Annotated in this window: 14 protein-coding genes; 5 read left to right on the top strand and 9 right to left on the bottom strand. The window is 64.1% G+C overall.

Going from position 1 to position 18515, the window contains the following annotated elements; genetic code table 11:
* Positions 1–104: 104 nt before the first annotated feature.
* The 3 genes from AAIH46_RS17370 to AAIH46_RS17360 are packed head-to-tail and all read left to right on the top strand — an operon-like array spanning position 105 to position 3849.
* The gene (locus tag AAIH46_RS17370) at positions 105–581 is read left to right on the top strand and encodes a (2Fe-2S)-binding protein (RefSeq protein ID WP_430307264.1); all 477 of its coding nucleotides are present in this window, start codon (positions 105–107) and stop codon (positions 579–581) included.
* Positions 578–1561, top strand: a complete 984-nt coding sequence (locus tag AAIH46_RS17365) for an FAD binding domain-containing protein (RefSeq protein ID WP_430307263.1) — start codon at positions 578–580, stop codon at positions 1559–1561. Before AAIH46_RS17370 ends, AAIH46_RS17365 begins: the two co-directional genes overlap by 4 nt.
* Positions 1558–3849, top strand: a complete 2292-nt coding sequence (locus tag AAIH46_RS17360; RefSeq protein ID WP_430307262.1) for a xanthine dehydrogenase family protein molybdopterin-binding subunit — start codon at positions 1558–1560, stop codon at positions 3847–3849. The genes AAIH46_RS17365 and AAIH46_RS17360 overlap by 4 nt, the downstream gene beginning before the upstream one ends.
* A 66-nt stretch (positions 3850–3915) precedes the next feature.
* On the opposite strand, the gene AAIH46_RS17355 is transcribed toward AAIH46_RS17360, so the two are convergent.
* The 5 genes from AAIH46_RS17355 to AAIH46_RS17335 all read right to left on the bottom strand — a co-directional run bounded on the left by AAIH46_RS17355 (position 3916) and on the right by AAIH46_RS17335 (position 9310).
* The gene (locus AAIH46_RS17355; RefSeq protein WP_430307261.1) at positions 3916–4779 is read right to left on the bottom strand and encodes a dipeptide ABC transporter ATP-binding protein; all 864 of its coding nucleotides are present in this window, start codon (positions 4777–4779) and stop codon (positions 3916–3918) included.
* A complete protein-coding gene (locus AAIH46_RS17350; protein WP_430307260.1) occupies positions 4776–5627 on the bottom strand; it encodes an ABC transporter ATP-binding protein in 852 nt (283 codons plus the stop codon). The genes AAIH46_RS17355 and AAIH46_RS17350 overlap by 4 nt, the downstream gene beginning before the upstream one ends.
* A gap of 2 nt (positions 5628–5629) precedes the next feature.
* A complete protein-coding gene (locus AAIH46_RS17345) occupies positions 5630–6538 on the bottom strand; it encodes an ABC transporter permease subunit (protein WP_430307259.1) in 909 nt (302 codons plus the stop codon).
* Between the two features lie 15 nt (positions 6539–6553).
* On the bottom strand, positions 6554–7558 hold the full coding sequence (locus AAIH46_RS17340) for an ABC transporter permease subunit (protein ID WP_430307258.1): 1005 nt from the start codon (positions 7556–7558) through the stop codon (positions 6554–6556).
* A gap of 156 nt (positions 7559–7714) precedes the next feature.
* Positions 7715–9310: an ABC transporter substrate-binding protein gene (locus tag AAIH46_RS17335; RefSeq protein ID WP_430307257.1), complete on the bottom strand. Its 1596-nt coding sequence runs from the start codon at positions 9308–9310 to the stop codon at positions 7715–7717.
* Positions 9311–9797: 487 nt separating this feature from the next.
* On the opposite strand from AAIH46_RS17335, the gene AAIH46_RS17330 reads away from it, so the two are divergent.
* The gene (locus AAIH46_RS17330; RefSeq protein WP_430307256.1) at positions 9798–10316 is read left to right on the top strand and encodes a cupin domain-containing protein; all 519 of its coding nucleotides are present in this window, start codon (positions 9798–9800) and stop codon (positions 10314–10316) included.
* A gap of 339 nt (positions 10317–10655) precedes the next feature.
* Here AAIH46_RS17330 and AAIH46_RS17325 read toward each other — a convergent pair whose 3' ends face one another.
* Positions 10656–11768 carry an NADH:flavin oxidoreductase/NADH oxidase gene (locus AAIH46_RS17325; RefSeq protein WP_430307255.1) on the bottom strand — a complete coding sequence of 371 codons (1113 nt, stop codon included), beginning with the start codon at positions 11766–11768 and terminating at the stop codon, positions 10656–10658.
* A gap of 307 nt (positions 11769–12075) precedes the next feature.
* Here AAIH46_RS17325 and AAIH46_RS17320 point away from each other — a divergent pair, with 307 nt between their 5' ends.
* Entirely contained in the window at positions 12076–12285 is a 210-nt protein-coding gene (locus tag AAIH46_RS17320) for a hypothetical protein (RefSeq protein WP_430307254.1), read from the top strand.
* 420 nt (positions 12286–12705) lie between these two features.
* On the opposite strand, the gene AAIH46_RS17315 is transcribed toward AAIH46_RS17320, so the two are convergent.
* Genes AAIH46_RS17315 through AAIH46_RS17305 form a run of 3 tightly spaced genes read right to left on the bottom strand, consistent with a single transcriptional unit; the run spans position 12706 to position 18514 of the window.
* Positions 12706–14931, bottom strand: coding sequence for a cellulose synthase (locus AAIH46_RS17315; protein WP_430307354.1), 2226 nt, complete (start codon positions 14929–14931; stop codon positions 12706–12708).
* A gap of 23 nt (positions 14932–14954) precedes the next feature.
* The gene (locus AAIH46_RS17310; RefSeq protein WP_430307253.1) at positions 14955–16007 is read right to left on the bottom strand and encodes a glycosyl hydrolase family 8; all 1053 of its coding nucleotides are present in this window, start codon (positions 16005–16007) and stop codon (positions 14955–14957) included.
* Complete coding sequence (locus tag AAIH46_RS17305) at positions 16004–18514, bottom strand: cellulose biosynthesis cyclic di-GMP-binding regulatory protein BcsB (RefSeq protein ID WP_430307252.1); 2511 nt, start codon at positions 18512–18514, stop codon at positions 16004–16006. Before AAIH46_RS17305 ends, AAIH46_RS17310 begins: the two co-directional genes overlap by 4 nt.
* Position 18515 lies beyond the last annotated feature (1 nt).

Raw genomic sequence — 18515 nt, 5'->3', positions numbered from 1 at the left:
GCATTCCATGAAAACCTTCCAAGGCCACGGCTCTGGCGAAGGATACCCCGAATTCAGAATGACGAACCACTCAACGGCTAACCGCGATCAAGGCAGGAACCGTCATGACACGAACCATTCCTCTGACCCTCAACATCAACGGCAGCCCCCATGAGCTGCAGGTCGAGCCGCGCGTCACGCTGCTGGATGCGTTGCGCGAACATCTGAACCTCACAGGCACCAAGAAGGGCTGCGACCAGGGTCAGTGCGGCGCCTGCACCTGCCACGTGGATGGCGAGCGCGTCCTCTCCTGCCTGACGCTGGCAGCCCAGGTCGAGGGGCACCAGATCACCACGATCGAGGGATTGTCCACCGGCGACGGCGCGCTGCACCCGGTCCAGGAAGCCTTCCTGCAGCATGATGCCTTCCAGTGCGGCTACTGCACGTCGGGCCAGATCATGTCCGCCGTCGCCTGCATCCGCGAAGGTCATGCCAGCTCCGACGACGACATCCGCGAATACATGTCCGGCAATCTCTGTCGGTGCGGAGCCTATAACAGCATCGTGTCCGCGGTGCGCGAAGCAGCGGAGGCAGCCCGATGAGAGATTTTTCATACCAGCGCGCTTCTTCGATAGACGAAGCCCGTCAGGCAAGCCTCCAGGCAGGCGCCATGCTGCTCGCGGGCGGCACGACGCTGCTCGACCTTGCAAAATGCGGCGTCACCGAACCGGATGCCGTCATCGACATCAGCCATCTCGACGGTCTCGACCTGATCACGTTTGACGGAAATGGCGCGACCATCGGCGCGCTGGCCAAGATGAGCGCCGTCGCGGATCACGCCGATATCCGGTCGCGGTTCCCGGCCGTTGCGCAGTCGCTGTCGCTCGCCGCATCCGCCCAGCTTCGCAATATGGCGACGATCGGCGGCAATATCCTGCAGCGGACGCGCTGTACCTATTTCCGCGATCCGGTTGCCTTCCCCGCCTGCAACAAGCGCAGTCCCGGCTCCGGCTGCTCGGCGCTCGGCGGCATCACCCGCAACCACGCCGTCCTCGGCACGAGCGACGCCTGCATCGCCAGCTATCCGGGTGATCTGGCGGTGGCTCTCGTGGCTCTCGATGCCACCATCCACATCGGCGACCGTCGCGTAGCGGCCGAAGACTTCTTCCTGCTGCCCGGCGATACGCCGGATCGCGAGACGGTGCTCGGGCGCGGCGAGATCATCACCGCCGTCGGCATCCCGTCTTCCGCCGCTGCGCACAATTCGGTCTACCTGAAGGTGCGTGACCGTCAGTCCTACGAGTTCGCCGCCGCCAGTGCGGCGGTCGGCCTGGAGCTGGACGCAGACGGCGTGACGATCCGCGACCTGCGCGTCGCTCTCGGCGGCGTCGCGACCGTTCCCTGGCGGGCCCGCGCCGTCGAAAGAGCCTTGACCGGCCAGCGTCTGGACGCTGAAGCGGTCAATGCCGCCAGTCTTCTCGCCATGGAGGGGGCCGTCAGCCACGGCGACAACCGCTACAAGATCGATCTGGCACCGCGTGTCGTCGCACGCGCCATCCTCAGCCTGGGAGGCATCGCATGACCATCATGGAACCCCGCAAGCATGGCGACGCATCGGATGGCATGGTCGGCGGGCGCATGTCGCGCTTTGAAGGCAGCCTGAAGATCACCGGCGCCGCCACCTATGCGCTCGAATATCCGTTCGACAATCTTGCCCACGCGGTGCTGCTGCAGAGCACGATTGCCGCGGGCCGGGTCGTGTCGGTCGAGACGACAGCAGCGCGTGCCGCACCCGGCGTGCTGATGGTGCTGACTCCGGAGGATGATCTCGGCCTGAAGATGGCCGGCGACTGGTTCGGCACGCCGCCGGAAGACAAGCCCTACCAGCCGCTGCCGCGCGAGGTGCAGTTCAACGGCCAGTCCATCGTTGCCGTCGTCGCCGAAACGCGCGAGCAGGCTGTCGAGGCCGCAAAGCTGATCACCATTACCTACGATGAGACTGCGTCGGTCAAAAGCATCGACGACCCGAATGCCGGCGAAGGCAAGCTGATGGACAATCTGACCGTCGGCTGGGGCGATGCGGAGGCGGCGCTTGCCGCAGCCCCCGTCAGCATCGAGGCGGAATATGCGACGCCGCGCGAATATCACGTGGCGATGGAACCGCACGGCCTGACGGCGGAGTGGAACGGCTCCGAGTTGACCATCTGGGAACCGAGCCAGTGGTCGCACGGCATGGCGCGCATGTATGCCGAATGGTGCGGGCTGCCGAACGAAAACGTCCGGATCATTTCGCCCTTCATCGGCGGCGGCTTCGGATCCAAGGGGCAGCCGCTGGCCTATGGCGCGGTGGCCGTTGCGGCAGCAAAGCGGCTTGGCCGTCCGGTCCGGCTTGCTGTTACCCGGCCGCAGAACTTCACCAGCTATGGCGGGCGCGCCGCGACCCGGCAGAAGATCGCGCTCGGTGCCACGCGCGACGGCATCCTGCAGGCGATCGTCCACCGCGGCGCCAGCGAAACCTCGATCTATGCGGACTATCCCGAGCAGACCGGCGCTGCGACGCCGATCCTCTACAAGGTCGAGAATTTCTCCTCGCAACACCGCATCGTGCCGGTCAACAGCGTCACGCCCGGCGCGCTTCGCGGCCCCGGCAAGAACCCCAGCGCCTACGGCATCGAATGCGCCATGGAAGAGCTGGCCTACAAGCTCGACATGGACCCGCTGGAACTGCGCCTGAAGAACTATGCCGACCATGACTACCAGTCCGGAAAACCCTGGTCGACGCGCCGTCTGCGGGAAGCCCTCACCGAAGGCGCTGAAGCCTTCGGCTGGTCGCGGCGCAGTCACGCACCGCGCTCCATGCGCAAGGGCAAGCAGCTGATCGGCTGGGGCATCGGTTGCGGCACCTTCCCGGTCATCCGCGCGCCGAGCGATGCCATCATCCGCATCCTTGGCAACGGTCGGGTGGAGGTCGTAAGTGGCTCCATCGACATGGGCCAGGGCACCTATACCATCCTTGCCCAGACGGCTTCCGAAGTGCTCGGCGTGCCGACCGACCAGATCGACGTCAAGCTCGGCGATTCCCGCCTGCCGGGTTCGGCAATCGCCGGTGGCTCGATGCTGGCCGGCTCGATCACCGGCGCCGTCCACAAGGCGGCGACGGCGGCACGTGACGAACTGATCGGACTTGCACTCAGCGACGCCAACTCGCCGTTCCGCGATACCGGCTCGAACACGCTCAGCCTCACCGGCGGCCGCATCGAGGCGGCGCGCGGCGAAGGACCGTCGCTCAGCCTTGGTGATCTCATGGCGGCACTCGGCCGTGACGAGATCGAAGTCCGCCGAAACACGCTGCCCGCCGGCGCGCAGAGTGCCCAGGAACAGCAGCAGGCCTGGACAACGATGGCCAAGGTGCAAGGGCCGACGATGGGCGACTATTCGATGCACAGCTGGTGCGCGCATTTCGCCGAAGTCGTGGTCGACGAGGACTTTGGGACGGTGCGTGTGTCGCGCATGGTCTCTGCCTTCGACTGCGGACGGCTCTACAATCCAAAGCTGGTCGAGAGCCAGTGGAAGGGCGGCATCATCATGGGCATCGGCCAGGCGCTCCTGGAAGAAGGCCTTATCGACCCGCGCAACGGCCGGACCGTCAACAACAATGTCGGCGATTACCTGGTGCCAACCAATGCCGACATCCCCGACCTGCAGGTGATCTCGGTCGGCGTGCCGGATTACGAGGCGTCCGTTCTCGGCGGAAAGGGCGTCGGCGAGGTGGGGATTGTCGGGGTCGCCCCGGCGATCGCCAACGCCGTGTTCCACGCCACCGGCAAGCGCATCCGCGACCTGCCTATCACGCTCGAAAAGCTGCTGTAAGACAACAAAAAGGGGCGGTGCCCGACCGGCACCGCCCCTTTCTTCATTAAAGCTGAGACTGAGCGCTCAGGCGCCGGCGCCGGCCTGCTTGCGGGCAAGCCGCGCGCGGATCGATTCGACGTCGGCGCGCGGCGTCGCGGCAAACAAGGTGCGCGTATATTCGTGCTTGGGGTCGGCGAAGACCTCTTCCCGCGTCCCGTATTCGACGGCTTCCCCGTAGTACATCACCATCACCTCGTCGGCGATGTAGCGCACGACCGACAGGTCGTGGCTGATGAATACGTAGGTGAGGTTGAATTCCTCCTGCAGGTCGGCCAGCAGGTTCAGCACCTGGGCCTGGATCGACAGGTCGAGCGCCGAAACCGGCTCGTCGAGCACCAGCAGCTTCGGGTTCATCATCAGCGCACGGGCAATCGCGATACGCTGGCGCTGGCCACCGGAGAACATGTGCGGGTAGCGGTTGTAGTGTTCCGGCGCCAAGCCGACCTTCTTCAGCATGTCGCGCGCACGGTCGCGGCGTTCCGCACTCGAAAGGTCGGTGTTGATTGCCAGCGGTTCGCCCAGAACGTCGCCGACCTTCTGGCGCGGGTTGAGCGAGCCATAGGGGTTCTGGAAGACGATCTGCACCTTGCGGCGCATTTCCGCCGTCAGATGACCGGGGCGCGTATCGACGGTCTTGCCTTCGATCAACAGTTCACCCGCCGTCGGCGGATCGATGAAGGTCAGGATGCGGGCGAGCGTCGACTTGCCGCAGCCGCTTTCACCGACAATGGCGAGCGTCTTGCCGGCGTCGAGCTTGAAGGATACGCCCTTGACCGCATGCACGACCCTCTCCGGTTTGAACAGGCCCTGCGGTACATGATAATCCTGCTTGATGTTGCGGATTTCCAGCATCGGCGTGGCAGTGGTCTGGCTCGTGGTGGCGTTCATCGTGCATCTCCGGCCAGTTCTTCGGCGGCCATGAAATCGGAGACCGTGCTCAGGCGGTCACCCTTGGCATTGTCCGGCAGGGCCGAAAGCAGCGCGCGCGTGTAGGGGTTCTTCGGCGCTTCGAAGAGGGTCAGCACGTCGGCTTCCTCCATCTTGCGGCCCTTGTACTGGACGATGACCCGGTCGGCGGTTTCGGCGACGACGCCCATGTCGTGGGTGATCATGATCAGGCCCATGCCATGCTCCGCCTGCAGCGCCATCAGCAGGTCGAGGATCTGCTTCTGGATCGTCACGTCGAGCGCGGTGGTTGGTTCGTCGGCAATCAAGAGCTTCGGATTGCAGGCGATCGCCATGGCGATCATCACGCGCTGACACTGACCGCCGGACATCTGGTGCGGGAAGTGGTTGAGCCGCTCGGCCGGGTTCGGCAGGCCGACCAGGTTGAACAGTTCGACGGCGCGGGCGCGTCGCTCCCTCTTGCCCAGCCCCATGTGGATGCGCAGGACTTCCTCGATCTGGAAGCCCACCGTGAAGCAGGGATTGAGGCTGGCGATCGGCTCCTGGAAGATCATCGCCATATCCTTGCCGATCAGCTTGCGCCGTTCGGAATCCGCCAGGTTGCGGATGTCGCGTCCCTGGAAGAGGATCTTGTCGGCGGTGATCTTGGCTGTCCACGGCAAGAGGCCCATGACGGCGAGCATCGACACGGACTTGCCGGAGCCGCTTTCGCCGACGATCGCCAGCACGTCGCCTTCGTTGACCGTCAGCGATACGCCGTCGACTGCCTTGAACCAGCCGGTTGCCGTCTCGAATTCGACGGTGAGGTTTTCAATCTCGAGAAGTGCCATGATCAGGACCTCTTCATCTTCGGGTCGAGCGCGTCACGCAGCCCGTCGCCCATCAGGTTGATCGCCAGCACGGTGATGAGGATGGCAAGCCCCGGGAAGGTCACGACCCACCAGGCGCGCAGGATGAACTCGCGTGCTTCGGCAAGCATCGTGCCCCATTCCGGCGCGGGAGGCTGCGCACCCATGCCGAGAAAGCCGAGTGCTGCCGCATCGAGGATGGCGTTGGAGAAGGACAGCGTCGCCTGGACGATCAGCGGCGCGGTGCAGTTCGGTAGGATGGTGCGGAACATCAGTCGGATCGGACCGGCGCCGGCAAGCCGCGCGGCGGTGACGTAGTCGCGGGATTTCTCGGCCATCACGGCTGCGCGCGTCAGGCGGACGAAATGCGGCTGCAGCGTCAGCGCAATGGCGATCATGCCGTTGGTCAGGCTCGGCCCGAGGATGGCGACCAGAACCAGTGCCAGCAGCAGCGACGGGAAGGCCAGGACGATATCCATCAGGCGCATGATGACGGTGTCGACCCAGCCGCGGAAATAGCCCGCAATAAGGCCGACGAGGATGCCGCCGGTGAGCGACAGCGTCGTCACGAAGAGACCGATGAACAGCGAATACTGGGCGCCGTAGATGAGCCGCGAAAGGATATCGCGGCCGACCGGATCGGTTCCGAGCAGATAGGAGATGCGACCACCTTCCAGCCATGACGGCGGCAGAAGCACGGCATCGCGATACTGCTGGAACGGCGAGTGCGGAGCGATCAGCGGCGCAAAGACAGCGACGATGACCAGCGCGACGAAGACAAAGAGGCCGATGACGGCGCCGCGGTTTTCAGAAAAGTAGTACCAGAATTCGGCGAGCATCTGGCGGCGCATCGCACCGCTGCTGACCGGCTGGTTCTGAGTTGTGTCTGCCATGGGATTTTCTCCTTCTTAGTGGCGGATACGCGGGTTGATGAGACCGTAGAGCAGGTCGACGATCAGGTTCACGATCATGATGATGCCGGCGATCATCAACAGGCCGCCCTGGATGACCGGGTAGTCGCGGCGGAAGACACTGTCGACCATCCACTTGCCGATACCCGGCCAGGAGAAGATGGTTTCCGTCAGGATGGCACCGGCGAGCATGACGCCGATCTGCAGCCCGATGGTGGTGATGACAGGGATCAGCGCATTGCGCAGCGCGTGCAGGCTGACGACGCGCAGCGGCGACAGGCCCTTGGCGCGGGCGGTGCGGATGTAGTCCTCCGACAGGACTTCGAGCATGGCCGAACGCGTCTGGCGGGCGATGACAGCAAGCGGAATGGTCGCCAGCACGATCGACGGCAGGATCAGGTGGCTGACGGCCGAGGTAAACGCGCCTTTCTGTCCCGACAACAGCGAGTCGATCAGCATGAAACCGGTGACCGGCGGGAAGAAGAACATCAGCGACATGCGGCCCGAGACCGGCGTCCACTGCAGGATGCCGGAAAACAGGATGATCAGCAGCAGGCCCCACCAGAAGATCGGCATCGAATAGCCGACGAGCGCGATGCCCATCATCGACTGGTCGATGGCCGAGCCGCGCTTGATGGCGGCAATCACGCCGGCCGGGATGCCGATGACGATGGCAATGAGGATGGCGCAGAAGGACAGCTCGACCGTCGCCGGGAACAGCGCCAGGAACTGCTTGAGGATCGGCGTCTTCGAAACGATCGACGTTCCGAAATCGCCGGTCAGCACGCCGCCGAGATAATCAAAATACTGGAGGAACATCGGCCGGTCGAGGCCGAGCTGGGCGCTGATCTGCGCGTGGCGCTCGGGCGACATGACGCGTTCGCCGGACAGCAGCGCCACCGGATCACCGGGCAGCAGCCGGATGAAGGCGAAGGCGATGATCGAAACCCCGATGAAAGTCGGGATCAGTACGGCGAGACGCCGCAAGAGAAAGCCAAACATGGATGGACCCATTTATTGTTATTTGTCGGGCTATGGCCAGCGACGGTCTCGTCCGTCAACCAGGCCATTCCGGGATCGACGGCGGTTCGGCGTCGATCGTGAGGAAAAGCCGCGGGGTCATGTGCCCCCGCGGCCTGCAATGCATCGGGCTGCCGATTACTCGGTGATGTCGACGTTTTCGAAGGTGAAATCGCCAAGCGGGCTCTGAACGAAGCCGGTGACTTCCTTGCGCATCGGAACGATGGACAGGGAGTGGTCGAGGGTCGCCCAGGGAGCTTCCTTCTTGAAGATGACCTGTGCCTCTTCGTAGAGTTTGGTGCGTTCAGCCTGGTCGGACGTGACCTTGGCCTTCTTCACGAGCGCATCGAATTCCTTGTTGCACCACTGAGCGCGGTTGTTGCCGCCCACGGCTTCGCAGCCGAGCAGGGTGTCGAGGAAGTTGTCCGGGTCGCCGTTGTCGCCGGTCCAGCCGAGCATGGCGGCACCGTCGCGGTCCTTGGCCTTCGAACGCTCGAGATATTCGGCCCATTCGTAGGAGACGATCTCGACCTTGACGCCGATCTTGGCGAAATCATCCTGGATGATTTCGGCAGCGCGACGGGCGTTCAGCATGTACGGACGCGATACCGGCATCGCCCAGACCTTCATCGACAGGTCCTTGACGCCGGCGTCGGCCAGCATCTTCTTTGCGGCGTCGAGGTCGTAGGTGTCGTCTTCGATCTTGTCGTTGTACGACCACATCGTCGGCGGGATCGGGTTCTTGGCAGGCGTTGCCATGCCCTGGAACACGGCGTCAACGATGGCGCTCTTGTTGATCGCCTTGTTGAGAGCCTTGCGGACTTCCGGCTTGTCGAACGGAGCCTGCGTGGTGTTGTAGGCGAGGTAGGCGACGTTGAGGCCTTCCTGCTCCATCACCTGCAGCGACGTGTCGGACTTCATCGAAGTGACGTCGGCAGCGTTCGGATACGGCATCAGGTGGCATTCGCCGGCCTTCAGCTTCTGGTAACGCACGGCAGCGTCGGTGGTGATGGCGAAGACCAGATCGTCGATCTTCGGAGCGCCGCCCCAGTAGTCGGCGTTCTTCTTGTAGCGAATGACGGCATCCTGCTGGTAGCCGACGAAGGAGAACGGACCGGTGCCGAGCGGCATCTGGTTCAGCTGAGCCATCTTTCCGTCAGCCTGCAGCTTGTCTGCATATTCCTTCGACATGATCGAAGCGAACGGCATGGCAAGGTTGGCGAGGAACGGTGCTTCCGAGCGGTTCAGGACGAACTTCACCGTCATGTCGTCGACCTTTTCGATCGACTTGATCAGCTCGGGGAAACCCATGCCGGCAGAATATTCCCAGGAGGTGCCCGGTACATACTGGTTCCAGGGATTTTCCTTGTTGATCTGGCGATCGATCGAGAACACCACGTCGTCAGCGTTGAGGCTGCGCGTCGGGGTGAAGAATTCGGTGGTGTGGAACTTGACGTTCTGACGCAGCTTGAAGGTGTATTCCGTGCCGTCGTCCGATACGGTCCAGCTTTCGGCGAGACCAGCGACCGGCTTCGTGGTGCCCGGTTCGAATTCGAGCAGGCGGCTGTAGACCGGGTGGGCCGAAGCGTCGAAGGTGGTGCCGGCGGTGTAGAGGCCGGGGTCAAAACCTTCCGGCGAACCTTCCGAGCAGTAGACGAACGTCTTGGCGCTGGCGGCGGTCGAAAGGAAGGAAGCGGCGAGCAGTGCCGCAGCAAAGCCAAATTTGTATTTCATTGAAATCTCCCATCGGCTGGCTGCGAACCGTTCCGCACCGGCCGTTGCACGATTGAGAACCCCACGGCTTCTGCAGTCTCCGCTGCATGCCCCGCGGCACCTTTTGGTCGATCCCGTTCCCGCTCTGCCGCTCGGCAAGAGCATGTGGAGAAGGCCCGGACCGGCCGGCACGAGGTACGTCATATCCAAGCGCAAGGGCTTGTAAAGCCTCAGGCGTCTTTCTGATGTGAACGATGACACTTATTTCCATATTTCGGTTCGAAATGCAAAACTCCAGCTATCACGGGGAAATAAAATTGCGTGACTGGCCGACTGCAACGATTTCAGTTCTTCCACCACGCCACAGATGAGGATGAGATTCCACCCACCTCCTTCCACCGGGAGCTTCCGGAGGGCGCACTGAGAGCTGTGCAAGCCGCGCCGCACTACCCGGCGGACCGACGGGCCCTATAACAAGAGCGATCTGTAGAGCTCGGTCGGAGACAATATGCTGGAACCCGAAACCATCACCTTCCCTGCCAGCGACTGGGTGCCGAACCACCCGCGACTGCCAGTATTGATCTACCGGCAGGCTCTTTCAGGTCCGTCGGCGCAGTTTGCCGATCTCCTCGAGGAGAGATTTCTAGCCTGCGGCTGGCAAGGTACCTGGCGCAACGGCATCTTTCCCTACCAGCATTACCACACCGGCGCCCATGAAGTGCTGGGCGTCGCCCAGGGTCACGCGCGCGTGCTGATCGGCGGGCCAAATGGTTCGGTGCTCGAGGTGAAAGCGGGCGACTGCCTGGTGCTTCCGGCAGGTACCGGTCACATGAAGCTGGAAGCGACCGGCGACTTCCTGGTCGTCGGCAGCTACCCTCCAGGACAGGATGCCGATATCCAGACAGAGGCGCCGGACACGGCGCAGCAGCACCGCATCGACACTCTGCCGCTACCGAAGGCGGATCCACTCTTCGGTGCCGATGGGCCGCTGGTGCGGCTCTGGACGGACGGCTCCTCCCCCGCCTGAACGGCGCCCTGGGGGCCGCGCCCCTGCTCTCTACACGTCCGCGAAACGACTTGCCTTCTCAGCCCCGGCGTGTACGACTGACACGTCGGCGTTGAGGAGCGTCGACAGACGTTTATGGGTTGGGAGGACCTGCAATGCTGATTTCCGGCATCATTCTGGCATTCTGTTTCGCGTTCGGCGGCATCGCCTATTTCCGCTGGCGCGACGGCGTCTGATCGATATGCACGCCATCTTCGGCCAGCGCTAGCCGCACCCAACCTACGCCCGCCTCCCGCAGCAGCCATCAGACAAGCCCGCCCCGCGGCGGGCTCTCGTTCGATATGTCGTACGCGAGGTGGATCAGTTCTGCTTGGCGTCGAACAGGTGGCGGAACTGACGCGGCTGGCAGCGCAGGTACTGATCGGCAGCGGTTACCGTCTCGCCGAAATGGGCGGCGGCGTGCCACGGCCAGCGCGGATCGTAGAGGATAGCCCGGGCGATGGCGATCAGGTCGGCATCCTGGTTGTTGAGGATGGCCTCTGCCTGTTCGAATTCTGTGATCAGCCCCACGGCGATGACGGGGATTTCGACCGCCTGCTTCACGGCACGCGCCAGCGGCACCTGATAGCTCGGTCCGACGGGGATATCCTGATGCGCCGCAAGACCGCCGCTCGAGACGTGGATGGCGCTGCAGCCGCGCGCTTCGAGGGCGCGGGAGAACTCGACCGTCTGCTCGATGTCCCAGCCACCCGCCGCCCAGTCGGTGCCGGAAAGCCGCATGGTCACCGCCCGCTCCGACGGGAAGGCCTCGCGCACCGCGTCGAAGACCTCGAGCGGGAAGCGCATCCGGTTCTCCAGCGATCCGCCGTATTCGTCGGTGCGCTGGTTGGCGAGCGGCGAGAGGAACTGGTGCAACAGATAGCCGTGCGCCCCGTGGATCTGGACTGCGTCGATGCCGAGCTCCGCCGCACGACGTGCAGCGTCCACAAAACCGTCGCGGATGCGGGCGAGGCCCTGCTTGTCGAGAGCCTCCGGCGCGTCATAGATGTCGCGGAACGGGATGCTGCTCGGAGCGACGGTTTTCCAGCCGTCTGCGTGATCGGGGGCCAGCTGATGACCGCCGTTCCACGGCTTCTCGGTCGACGCCTTTCGCCCGGCATGGCCGAGCTGGATGGCGATCGGCATGTCCGACCAGGCCCGGACGCCATCCAGCACCCGGCCCATCGCCTTCTGCGTGGCATCGGAATAGAGGCCGACGTCGCCGTAGGAGATCCGGCCCTCCGGCGTCACCGCCGTCGCTTCAATGGTGAGGATCGCCGCGCCGGACAGCGCCAGATTTCCAAGATGGATCAGATGCCAGTCGGTCATCTCGCCCTCAACGGCCGAATACTGGCACATCGGCGCGATGACGATCCGGTTGCGCAAATGCAGGTTTCCCAGCTCGAACGGTGTGAAAAGTCGCGTGCCGGTCATTGAGCGTCTCCGATTATGGTCTGTAATTGAGCCGTGCGATCGCCTGGCGACGCATGCGGTATCAGCAAGCACTAGCCGGCGGCCTGCATAGGGACTTGTACATTCGCAGGGCAAACGTCCAGATCCGTCTGGAAATCGTGTTGCAATTTTTTGAAGGTTCGCCGATCCGGCGGGCGGATCCTGAACGGCGCAATGCGCGCAACGTTGGTCGGCCGAATGTGTTTGGGAAGCTCGCGCGTACGCAATACAAAACGCGCGTGTTATCTCTGCGCTCGAATCTCTAAAGGTAAGGTAAACGGAACATATAATGGACAGCGTAACGATCGAAAATCGCAGCGATTTCGCCCAGTGGGCGATCGAACGGGCCAGTGCCATCGTCGCCGATCAGGGCGGCAACCTTGCCTTGGCGGCACGCGACGAAAGCGACGAGAAGGTCGCCGATACCGCAAACGCCCTCGGTCAGGCGATAGTCGATGTGCTTCTCGAAGTGTTCGACGGACTGGTGCCGCAGGACTGAAGGCCCGACCAGAAACAAAAAAGCCTGCCGCGGGAGGAGGTGCGGCAGGCTTCTTGAACTGCGACCAGCGGCTGGGAGGAGGAGTGCCGCCGATCCTGCGAATGACCCTGGGAGGAGGAGTGAGCCATTCGCGCCATGAACTTCGCGGGAGGAGGTGCGAAATCCATTGACTGTAAGATGCCACGCCGCGTGCCCATTGAGTAGGCAGTTAAAGCGCATGCCTGCCATGCGCCATGCACGTAACACAATGCCAATTTGGCGATCGAAGCGGAGGCGACCTCTACCAAAGGCTTCAGATGCCATGGCCCCCGTCATGCATGCACATCAGGTCTGAGCCGTGCCGTTCCTTCAGCAGCGAAAGGATTGCCGTTCGGCGGGGCTCACAGCATAGCTATGATCAGCAAGCGTCCGCAGCAAGGCTCAGCGATAGCCGTTCAGCATGTCGCGGATCTCGGCCAGTCCCCGGCTCGCATCCTTGTTACCGGTCTCAGCGGCGAACTCGAACACCTTCCAGGCGTCGTTGTACATGCTGAGGCTCATGTAGCTGTAGCCGCGAAGCACCGCGAGATCCGCCGGCTCGTCGAGCAGCTTGGCGCGCTGGTCGAGGTAGACGAGTGTCTCGCGGTAACGCTTGGCATTGAAGGCGCTGACAGCACGGTCTGCCAGGATCACAGTCTGAAGTTCGGCGGAGCGCTCCGGGTTCTGCGGCGACTGCGTCGCGGCAATGGCCGCCTGGTTGGTAAGGCCGAGGCGCAGATAGGCAAGGCTGAGGCCGTAGGCCGCATCTTCCCGCACGCGCTGCACGGAGCTGCGCGATCCCAGTTCGAACGCCTGCGATGCCTCCAGCGGACGGTTGAGATCCATCAGGCACCAGCCATGTGCAACCGACTGCTCCGGAGAGCTGGACGGCGACTGGCCGAGCGCGCATCCGGCCGTCCGGTTACGCGTCGTCGTGGCGGGCGCAGCCTGGCGAGGTGCTGCCATGGAGCGGCGGGGAGCCGCCGTCTGAGCGGCCGGCTGGCGAACCGTTTCGGCAACCGGCCGCGCCACAGGCTGGGCGACCGGTCGAGGCGGCGGCGCGACCTGTGCGGTCTGCTGCGGCACATAGGCAAGCTGTCCCGGATTGACCGGAGGCTGATTGCCGACAGCAAGGCCGAGATTGGCGATGCGCTCGGACTTGCCGGACCAACTGCGACGCAGGTCGTCCACCGCGGCGCGGTTGTTGAGCTGCTGCTGCGTCAGCGCAAGCCCATAGGCGGAGGGTTCGTCATCGGCCTTCCAGGACAGCGCCGTCTGGAACCAGCGAATGGCGGCCTCCGGCTGGTCGTAGGCGCGGGCATACCATCCGAACTGCTGCGCGGTCGGTACGTAGCGCTTCTTCGTCACTTCAGCGGCGACGCGCTGCAGAACAGGTGCCTGGATCGTTGGCGGCGGGTCACCGGCGAGCAGGTTGGCGGTTGCCGCCAGATAGGTCGAATTGGAATCTTCGGATTCGTCCTTCCAGCGGAACATCACCTCTTCCGCTTCGGACGACGCGTTGCGGGCGATCAGCGTCAGGGCCAGTCCCTGGGAGGCAGACGCGGTGTTTGTTTTCTCTCGCGAGGCGCGGAACCACTTCTCGGCCTCCGCCATATTGTCGTGGCGCAGCTGATACCAGCCGAGCAGCATGCTGTCGCTGCCGGTCGTATCGGCCTGGGCCAGTCGCTGCAGACGTTCGATGTAGATCGGGTCGAGGACGATTTCAGGCCGCCGGTTCGCTTCGGCCACAAAGGCACGGGCCAGATCGTCACGTATCGGATCGAACTCCTTCACACCGTCCGCGCTGGTCTGCTCGAGCGCCAGAAGCGGTTGGACCTCGGCATAGGAGAGCAGCGACGCCGCCCTCTGGATCGTCGCCTGCCGCTCCTGCGGGTTCTCGCAGGTCTTCAGAATGAAGCTGTAAGCGTCCTGGCCACGCGCGGTGCGGTTGGTGCGGATGAAGGCCTCCGCCACACGCCACAGCACGTCGACCTCGGCGCAGCTGAGGAGACTTGGCGTTCCGGCGCCGACATTGACCACCGTGTCGTACTGCTTGAGGTTCGACGCATTGATCAGGCGGACGCGCGCCTCGGCGACATCCAGCCGCTCGAGCAGATCCGCCGGCGGCTGCCATGCCTGCTCGGCGCTCTGCCGTTCGGCAACCGCGCGCCGCACCTCGGCATACCGCCCCTCGGCGTAAAGCCGCCACATGTTTTCAAGCTGCGCATCGCGAAGCGGCGGCACGGCCAGGGGATCGGCCGGCGGCTGCCAGTTCGGATAGAGCGCCCGCAGACGCGCGATTTCTGCCTGCAGCCGCGCGGTGTCGCCACGCGTCGCGAAGTAACGCAGCGCACTCTCATCGACCTGCGGCGAGGCACCGGCAGGCGCCGTGCCACTTGCGGCATCGCCCGTAGAGGGTGCTGCCGGCGAAGCCTGAACCAGCTCCTCGGCATCGAGGACTTCTGGCGGGACGGACGATGCCGGCTTCTGCAGTTCACGGATTTGCTCGACCAGGCGCTGCGTGTTGGAATCCGGTTCAGCGGCCGCCACGCGGATATATTTCATCGGAGAGGGTGCCAGCCGCTCGTTCGGGCCGGCAGCAAGAGCCGTGCCGGATGCCAGCAGCATGGACAGGAGGATGAGAGGTGGCTTCACAGACACTGTGGATAGTTCTCCCTGACAAACGCCAGTCCAAGCAGCTGAAGCGTCGATGGGTAATAGAGCACGGGGTTGAACTGCTGGACGGCGGTTCCGAGCTTCGTTCCGTCGGTTATACAAGCGGCGATATGGTTAATGATCTGATAACCGGGATCATCGAGACGCTCTTTCACGCGGCCGCCCGGGATATCGACGATCCCCACGCCACCCGTGTCGTCGGCAGACCAGCCGCGACTGAAGCGGTCGAGCAAGGCCTTCTCGGTCACGCCGCCGCGCATCAGGTAGAGCGGAATGCGCAGCGCGTTGTAGCCATATTCCGCCGGAAAGCCGGCAGCCAGCTTCGGCGCAGTGGCAAGGCTCACCCATTCGGACGGAAGGCGTGACGGACCCAGCTGCACGTCATGCATGAGGCGCAGACCCTCGTCCGACAGTTCCGACCATTTCTCCGAGGGCGCCAGAAGAGCGAGCACCGGGAAGGCCTCGAAAACCCAGTAGGACGGGTTGATCACCGGCCCGTCGTCGCGGTGCTTCTGGTCAAAGCCTTCGGCTGCCGGCAGCAGGATTGTCCGGCCTCTCCAGGTCACGACGAGGTTGCGCAGCACGGATTTGGCGATGCTCGATGCCTCTGTCACGTAGACCGGCTTATTCCAGTGCGACCCCGCCAGCGCCAGCGCATAGGCAATGAGGATGTCACCATCCGAGGCATTGTTGACATCCGTCACGTGCGGGCTGGCGTCCGGTTCCCATCGCCAGGCCGCAAGCCCGTCGTCGCGGACCAGCAGTTCAGTCCGGGTAAACGACCAGATCTGCTCGAAACCTTCCGGATCGTTGGCCAGATAGGCGAGCAGCAGGCCGTAGCCCTGCCCTTCGGTGTGGCTGACATTGCCGTTGCCATTGTCGACGATGCGTCCCGAACCATCCAGGAACTTCGCCTTGTAGGCGGCCCACATCTCGGTCGGCAGCGCACCTGCCTGTGCATGGCCAGGGCCCGTCGAGCAGGCCAGAGCCAGAAGGAAAGCCGCCACGGCTGCGAAATGCTTCCTCACTTGCGCCTCCCGAACTTCGACAGAAGCGACGACGTGAACACGCCCAGCAGCATCAGCAGCACAATGAGCGCGACCGAGTAGATCAGGATGTTCGTCGACAGCCAGTTTGCCATCACCATTCGGTAGTTGTCGAGGGACGCCGGCGCCGTCTCGATATAGGAGACGCGGCTGACGGGAAGTGCCGCCATCGTCTGCGCCTTCTCGTTATAGGCGACCAGCCGCCCCGTAACCTTCTGCCAGTTCTCCGGCATGGTCACCGCTTCGACGCCGGAACGCAGGGTTCCGGTGTCCGGCGCCGTCACCACGGTCCAGGTTCCGTTGCCGGCATCGCCGCGCGACTGGGCCAGGATCAACGTCTGGTTGGCGGTCGGCTGGAACGGCTGCTCGGCGCTGGGCAGGACGCTCAGCCTGTCGAAGGACATGTCGAAGTTCCGCTCGAACCAGTCGCGCGCGCCGCTGATCCGGCCACTCAACGCTCCGCCGCCGAGCTTGGCGCTCCAGTCGTCGATGCTGGCCGAAGAGGTGGCCGCCTGCGCCGACTGCGCCTGTCCGGGACGCCATGCGGCAGCGTTGTTGAGCGGCAGGTTCACCTGCTGCAGGGCCTTTTGCGGGATCTGCGAGATTGGCCCGATGAACACCGCGTCGCGGTTGCCGAAGCTGCTGGACGGTGCTGCCGCATCGATCTTGATGACGCGCCCGGCCATGACCGAGACGCGCCCGAAGAAGGTCGAGGCGATGCTCAGCATGTCGGGATCCAGACGATCGAGTGCTACCAGGACCGGCTGGCTCGTCGCGGTGTTGTAAGGGTAGCCTGTGCCGGCCAGCGCCTCGAGGTTGGGCGACCGACCGATGCGGGCAAAGTTCGGCATCGAGAATTCGGAGGTGTCGAAGAGCGCGAAACGCGGCGTCGTGGATGCGGAGGATCCCGGCACACATGCCTGGTCTTCCGGTGCATTGATGACCACTTCGAGCCCGATCGAATTGACGCCGGCGCGCATGTGGCGCAACGGGATCTTGACTGCCTGGTGGCGCAGGACACCGCCGCTGCGGGCATAGAGCGGCGTGCTCGAGGCTATGTTCTCGTTGACGTAGACGTCGATGTGGCTGCCGGGCTGGACGCTTTCGGTGAACGCGGCGTCAACCAGCAGTTCCGCCTCGCCATAGGCATTGGCATAGAAATCGGCAGGAACGGCAACGCCAAAGTTCAGGCGCATGCGACGGCCGGAAAACTCGGTGGTCTGCAGGCCGAACTGCGACAGGGGCAGCTTCTGGCCGCCGAACAGCAGCGGCGCATCCGGGGCCGACCACCGCTGCGTGGTGATCACGTCGCGCCGGACACCGCTCGGCCGGTCGGCGCTGGCGATGACTGTGTCGATCGCTCCCTCGATGTTCGCCCAGGAAGGCCCGCTGATGACCATCACGCTTTCCGACGATCCGGATGGCGAGGCGATCGCGGTCACCGCTGCGGATTGCGCTGCGGCCGGCATGGCCGGTAGCAGGGGCTGCAGTTCGGCGAATGTGCCGACATACAGCGTCATCTCTCCAGGCTGGCTGGGCTCCGGCGTGCCGGTGCGATAGTCGAACGACAGACGCGGCAGGCCGGACAACAGCGACAGCCCCTGGCTCAGCCGGATGAGTGGATTGGTAGACACAGACTGGCCGAGTGCCGGCGCGACGATCCGCAACCTGGTACGTCCGGAAGCATCGACACCGAGCGCCTTCACCGCTTCGGATACGGAGGAGGTCTGGGCGACGGCGCCATCGAACGACAGGAACGTCTGGTCGGGCTTCACCGTCGTCCAGAGGTCGTAGGTGGAGCGAACGTCGCAATCCGTGCGGTGCCGCTGATTGACGCGGAATTCGATGAGATTGCTGCCGCTCTGCAGCAGGCCCTGTGGGACCCTGAACTGCGTGGAGCGGACGTTCTCGGACGAATCCACAGGCATCTCGCCCACCGGCCGGTCGTTGACCAGCACCTGCAGGCGCGAAGCCTCAGGTGCTGCGACGATCGAATTCTGGAAGCCCACATGGAAGGTTGCAGCAGCGGCCGCCTGTTCCGGCGTCAGGTAGACGGAGAAGCGGCTGCGATCCAGTTCGCCGGTCAGCGTCAGCGTGTCCGATGGGATGAGATAGCGACGATCGGCCGGCGATACGTCCGCCGTCTGGCGTGTCGGCGGCGCTGTGGCGGGCCTTGCCTCCTGCGAGACCGGCTGTGGCTGGACCTGGTTCTGCGCCCGCTGCGGCACTGCCGGTTGATCCGGCGTCGGAGCGCCTGCCTGCGGCCGGGACACGGTCGGCGTTATCGACGTCGGCCGTGGCGGCGGCACCAGGGTCGGCGGCGACGGGCGCTGCGGGGTGTTCAACTGCGGGATGACGAGCGGCGGGGCTGCCGGCGCCTGCGGCGGCCGTTCACCGGACATGTCGAAGGTCGGCACCTGGGCGAGCGCTGCGGTCTGCGACAGATGCACGAGCGTCAGCAGCGCAAGGGAGGTTGTAACAAGCCTCATG

Origin of the sequence: Rhizobium sp. 0TCS1.26, from assembly GCF_050455525.1 — a bacterium.
Taxonomy (GTDB): Bacteria; Pseudomonadota; Alphaproteobacteria; order Rhizobiales; family Rhizobiaceae; genus Neorhizobium.
This window is presented reverse-complemented; position numbering and strand designations above follow the sequence as displayed.

Coding starts and splice junctions, on each gene's coding strand:
- AAIH46_RS17345 (WP_430307259.1), bottom strand. CDS start 6,538: ATGGCAGACACAACTCAGAACCAGCCGGTCAGCAGCGGTGCGATGCGC.
- AAIH46_RS17360 (WP_430307262.1), top strand. CDS start 1,558: ATGACCATCATGGAACCCCGCAAGCATGGCGACGCATCGGATGGCATG.
- AAIH46_RS17335 (WP_430307257.1), bottom strand. CDS start 9,310: ATGAAATACAAATTTGGCTTTGCTGCGGCACTGCTCGCCGCTTCCTTC.
- AAIH46_RS17340 (WP_430307258.1), bottom strand. CDS start 7,558: ATGTTTGGCTTTCTCTTGCGGCGTCTCGCCGTACTGATCCCGACTTTC.
- AAIH46_RS17330 (WP_430307256.1), top strand. CDS start 9,798: ATGCTGGAACCCGAAACCATCACCTTCCCTGCCAGCGACTGGGTGCCG.
- AAIH46_RS17370 (WP_430307264.1), top strand. CDS start 105: ATGACACGAACCATTCCTCTGACCCTCAACATCAACGGCAGCCCCCAT.
- AAIH46_RS17325 (WP_430307255.1), bottom strand. CDS start 11,768: ATGACCGGCACGCGACTTTTCACACCGTTCGAGCTGGGAAACCTGCAT.
- AAIH46_RS17320 (WP_430307254.1), top strand. CDS start 12,076: ATGGACAGCGTAACGATCGAAAATCGCAGCGATTTCGCCCAGTGGGCG.
- AAIH46_RS17355 (WP_430307261.1), bottom strand. CDS start 4,779: ATGAACGCCACCACGAGCCAGACCACTGCCACGCCGATGCTGGAAATC.
- AAIH46_RS17315 (WP_430307354.1), bottom strand. CDS start 14,931: ATGCTGCTGGCATCCGGCACGGCTCTTGCTGCCGGCCCGAACGAGCGG.
- AAIH46_RS17350 (WP_430307260.1), bottom strand. CDS start 5,627: ATGGCACTTCTCGAGATTGAAAACCTCACCGTCGAATTCGAGACGGCA.
- AAIH46_RS17365 (WP_430307263.1), top strand. CDS start 578: ATGAGAGATTTTTCATACCAGCGCGCTTCTTCGATAGACGAAGCCCGT.
- AAIH46_RS17305 (WP_430307252.1), bottom strand. CDS start 18,514: ATGAGGCTTGTTACAACCTCCCTTGCGCTGCTGACGCTCGTGCATCTG.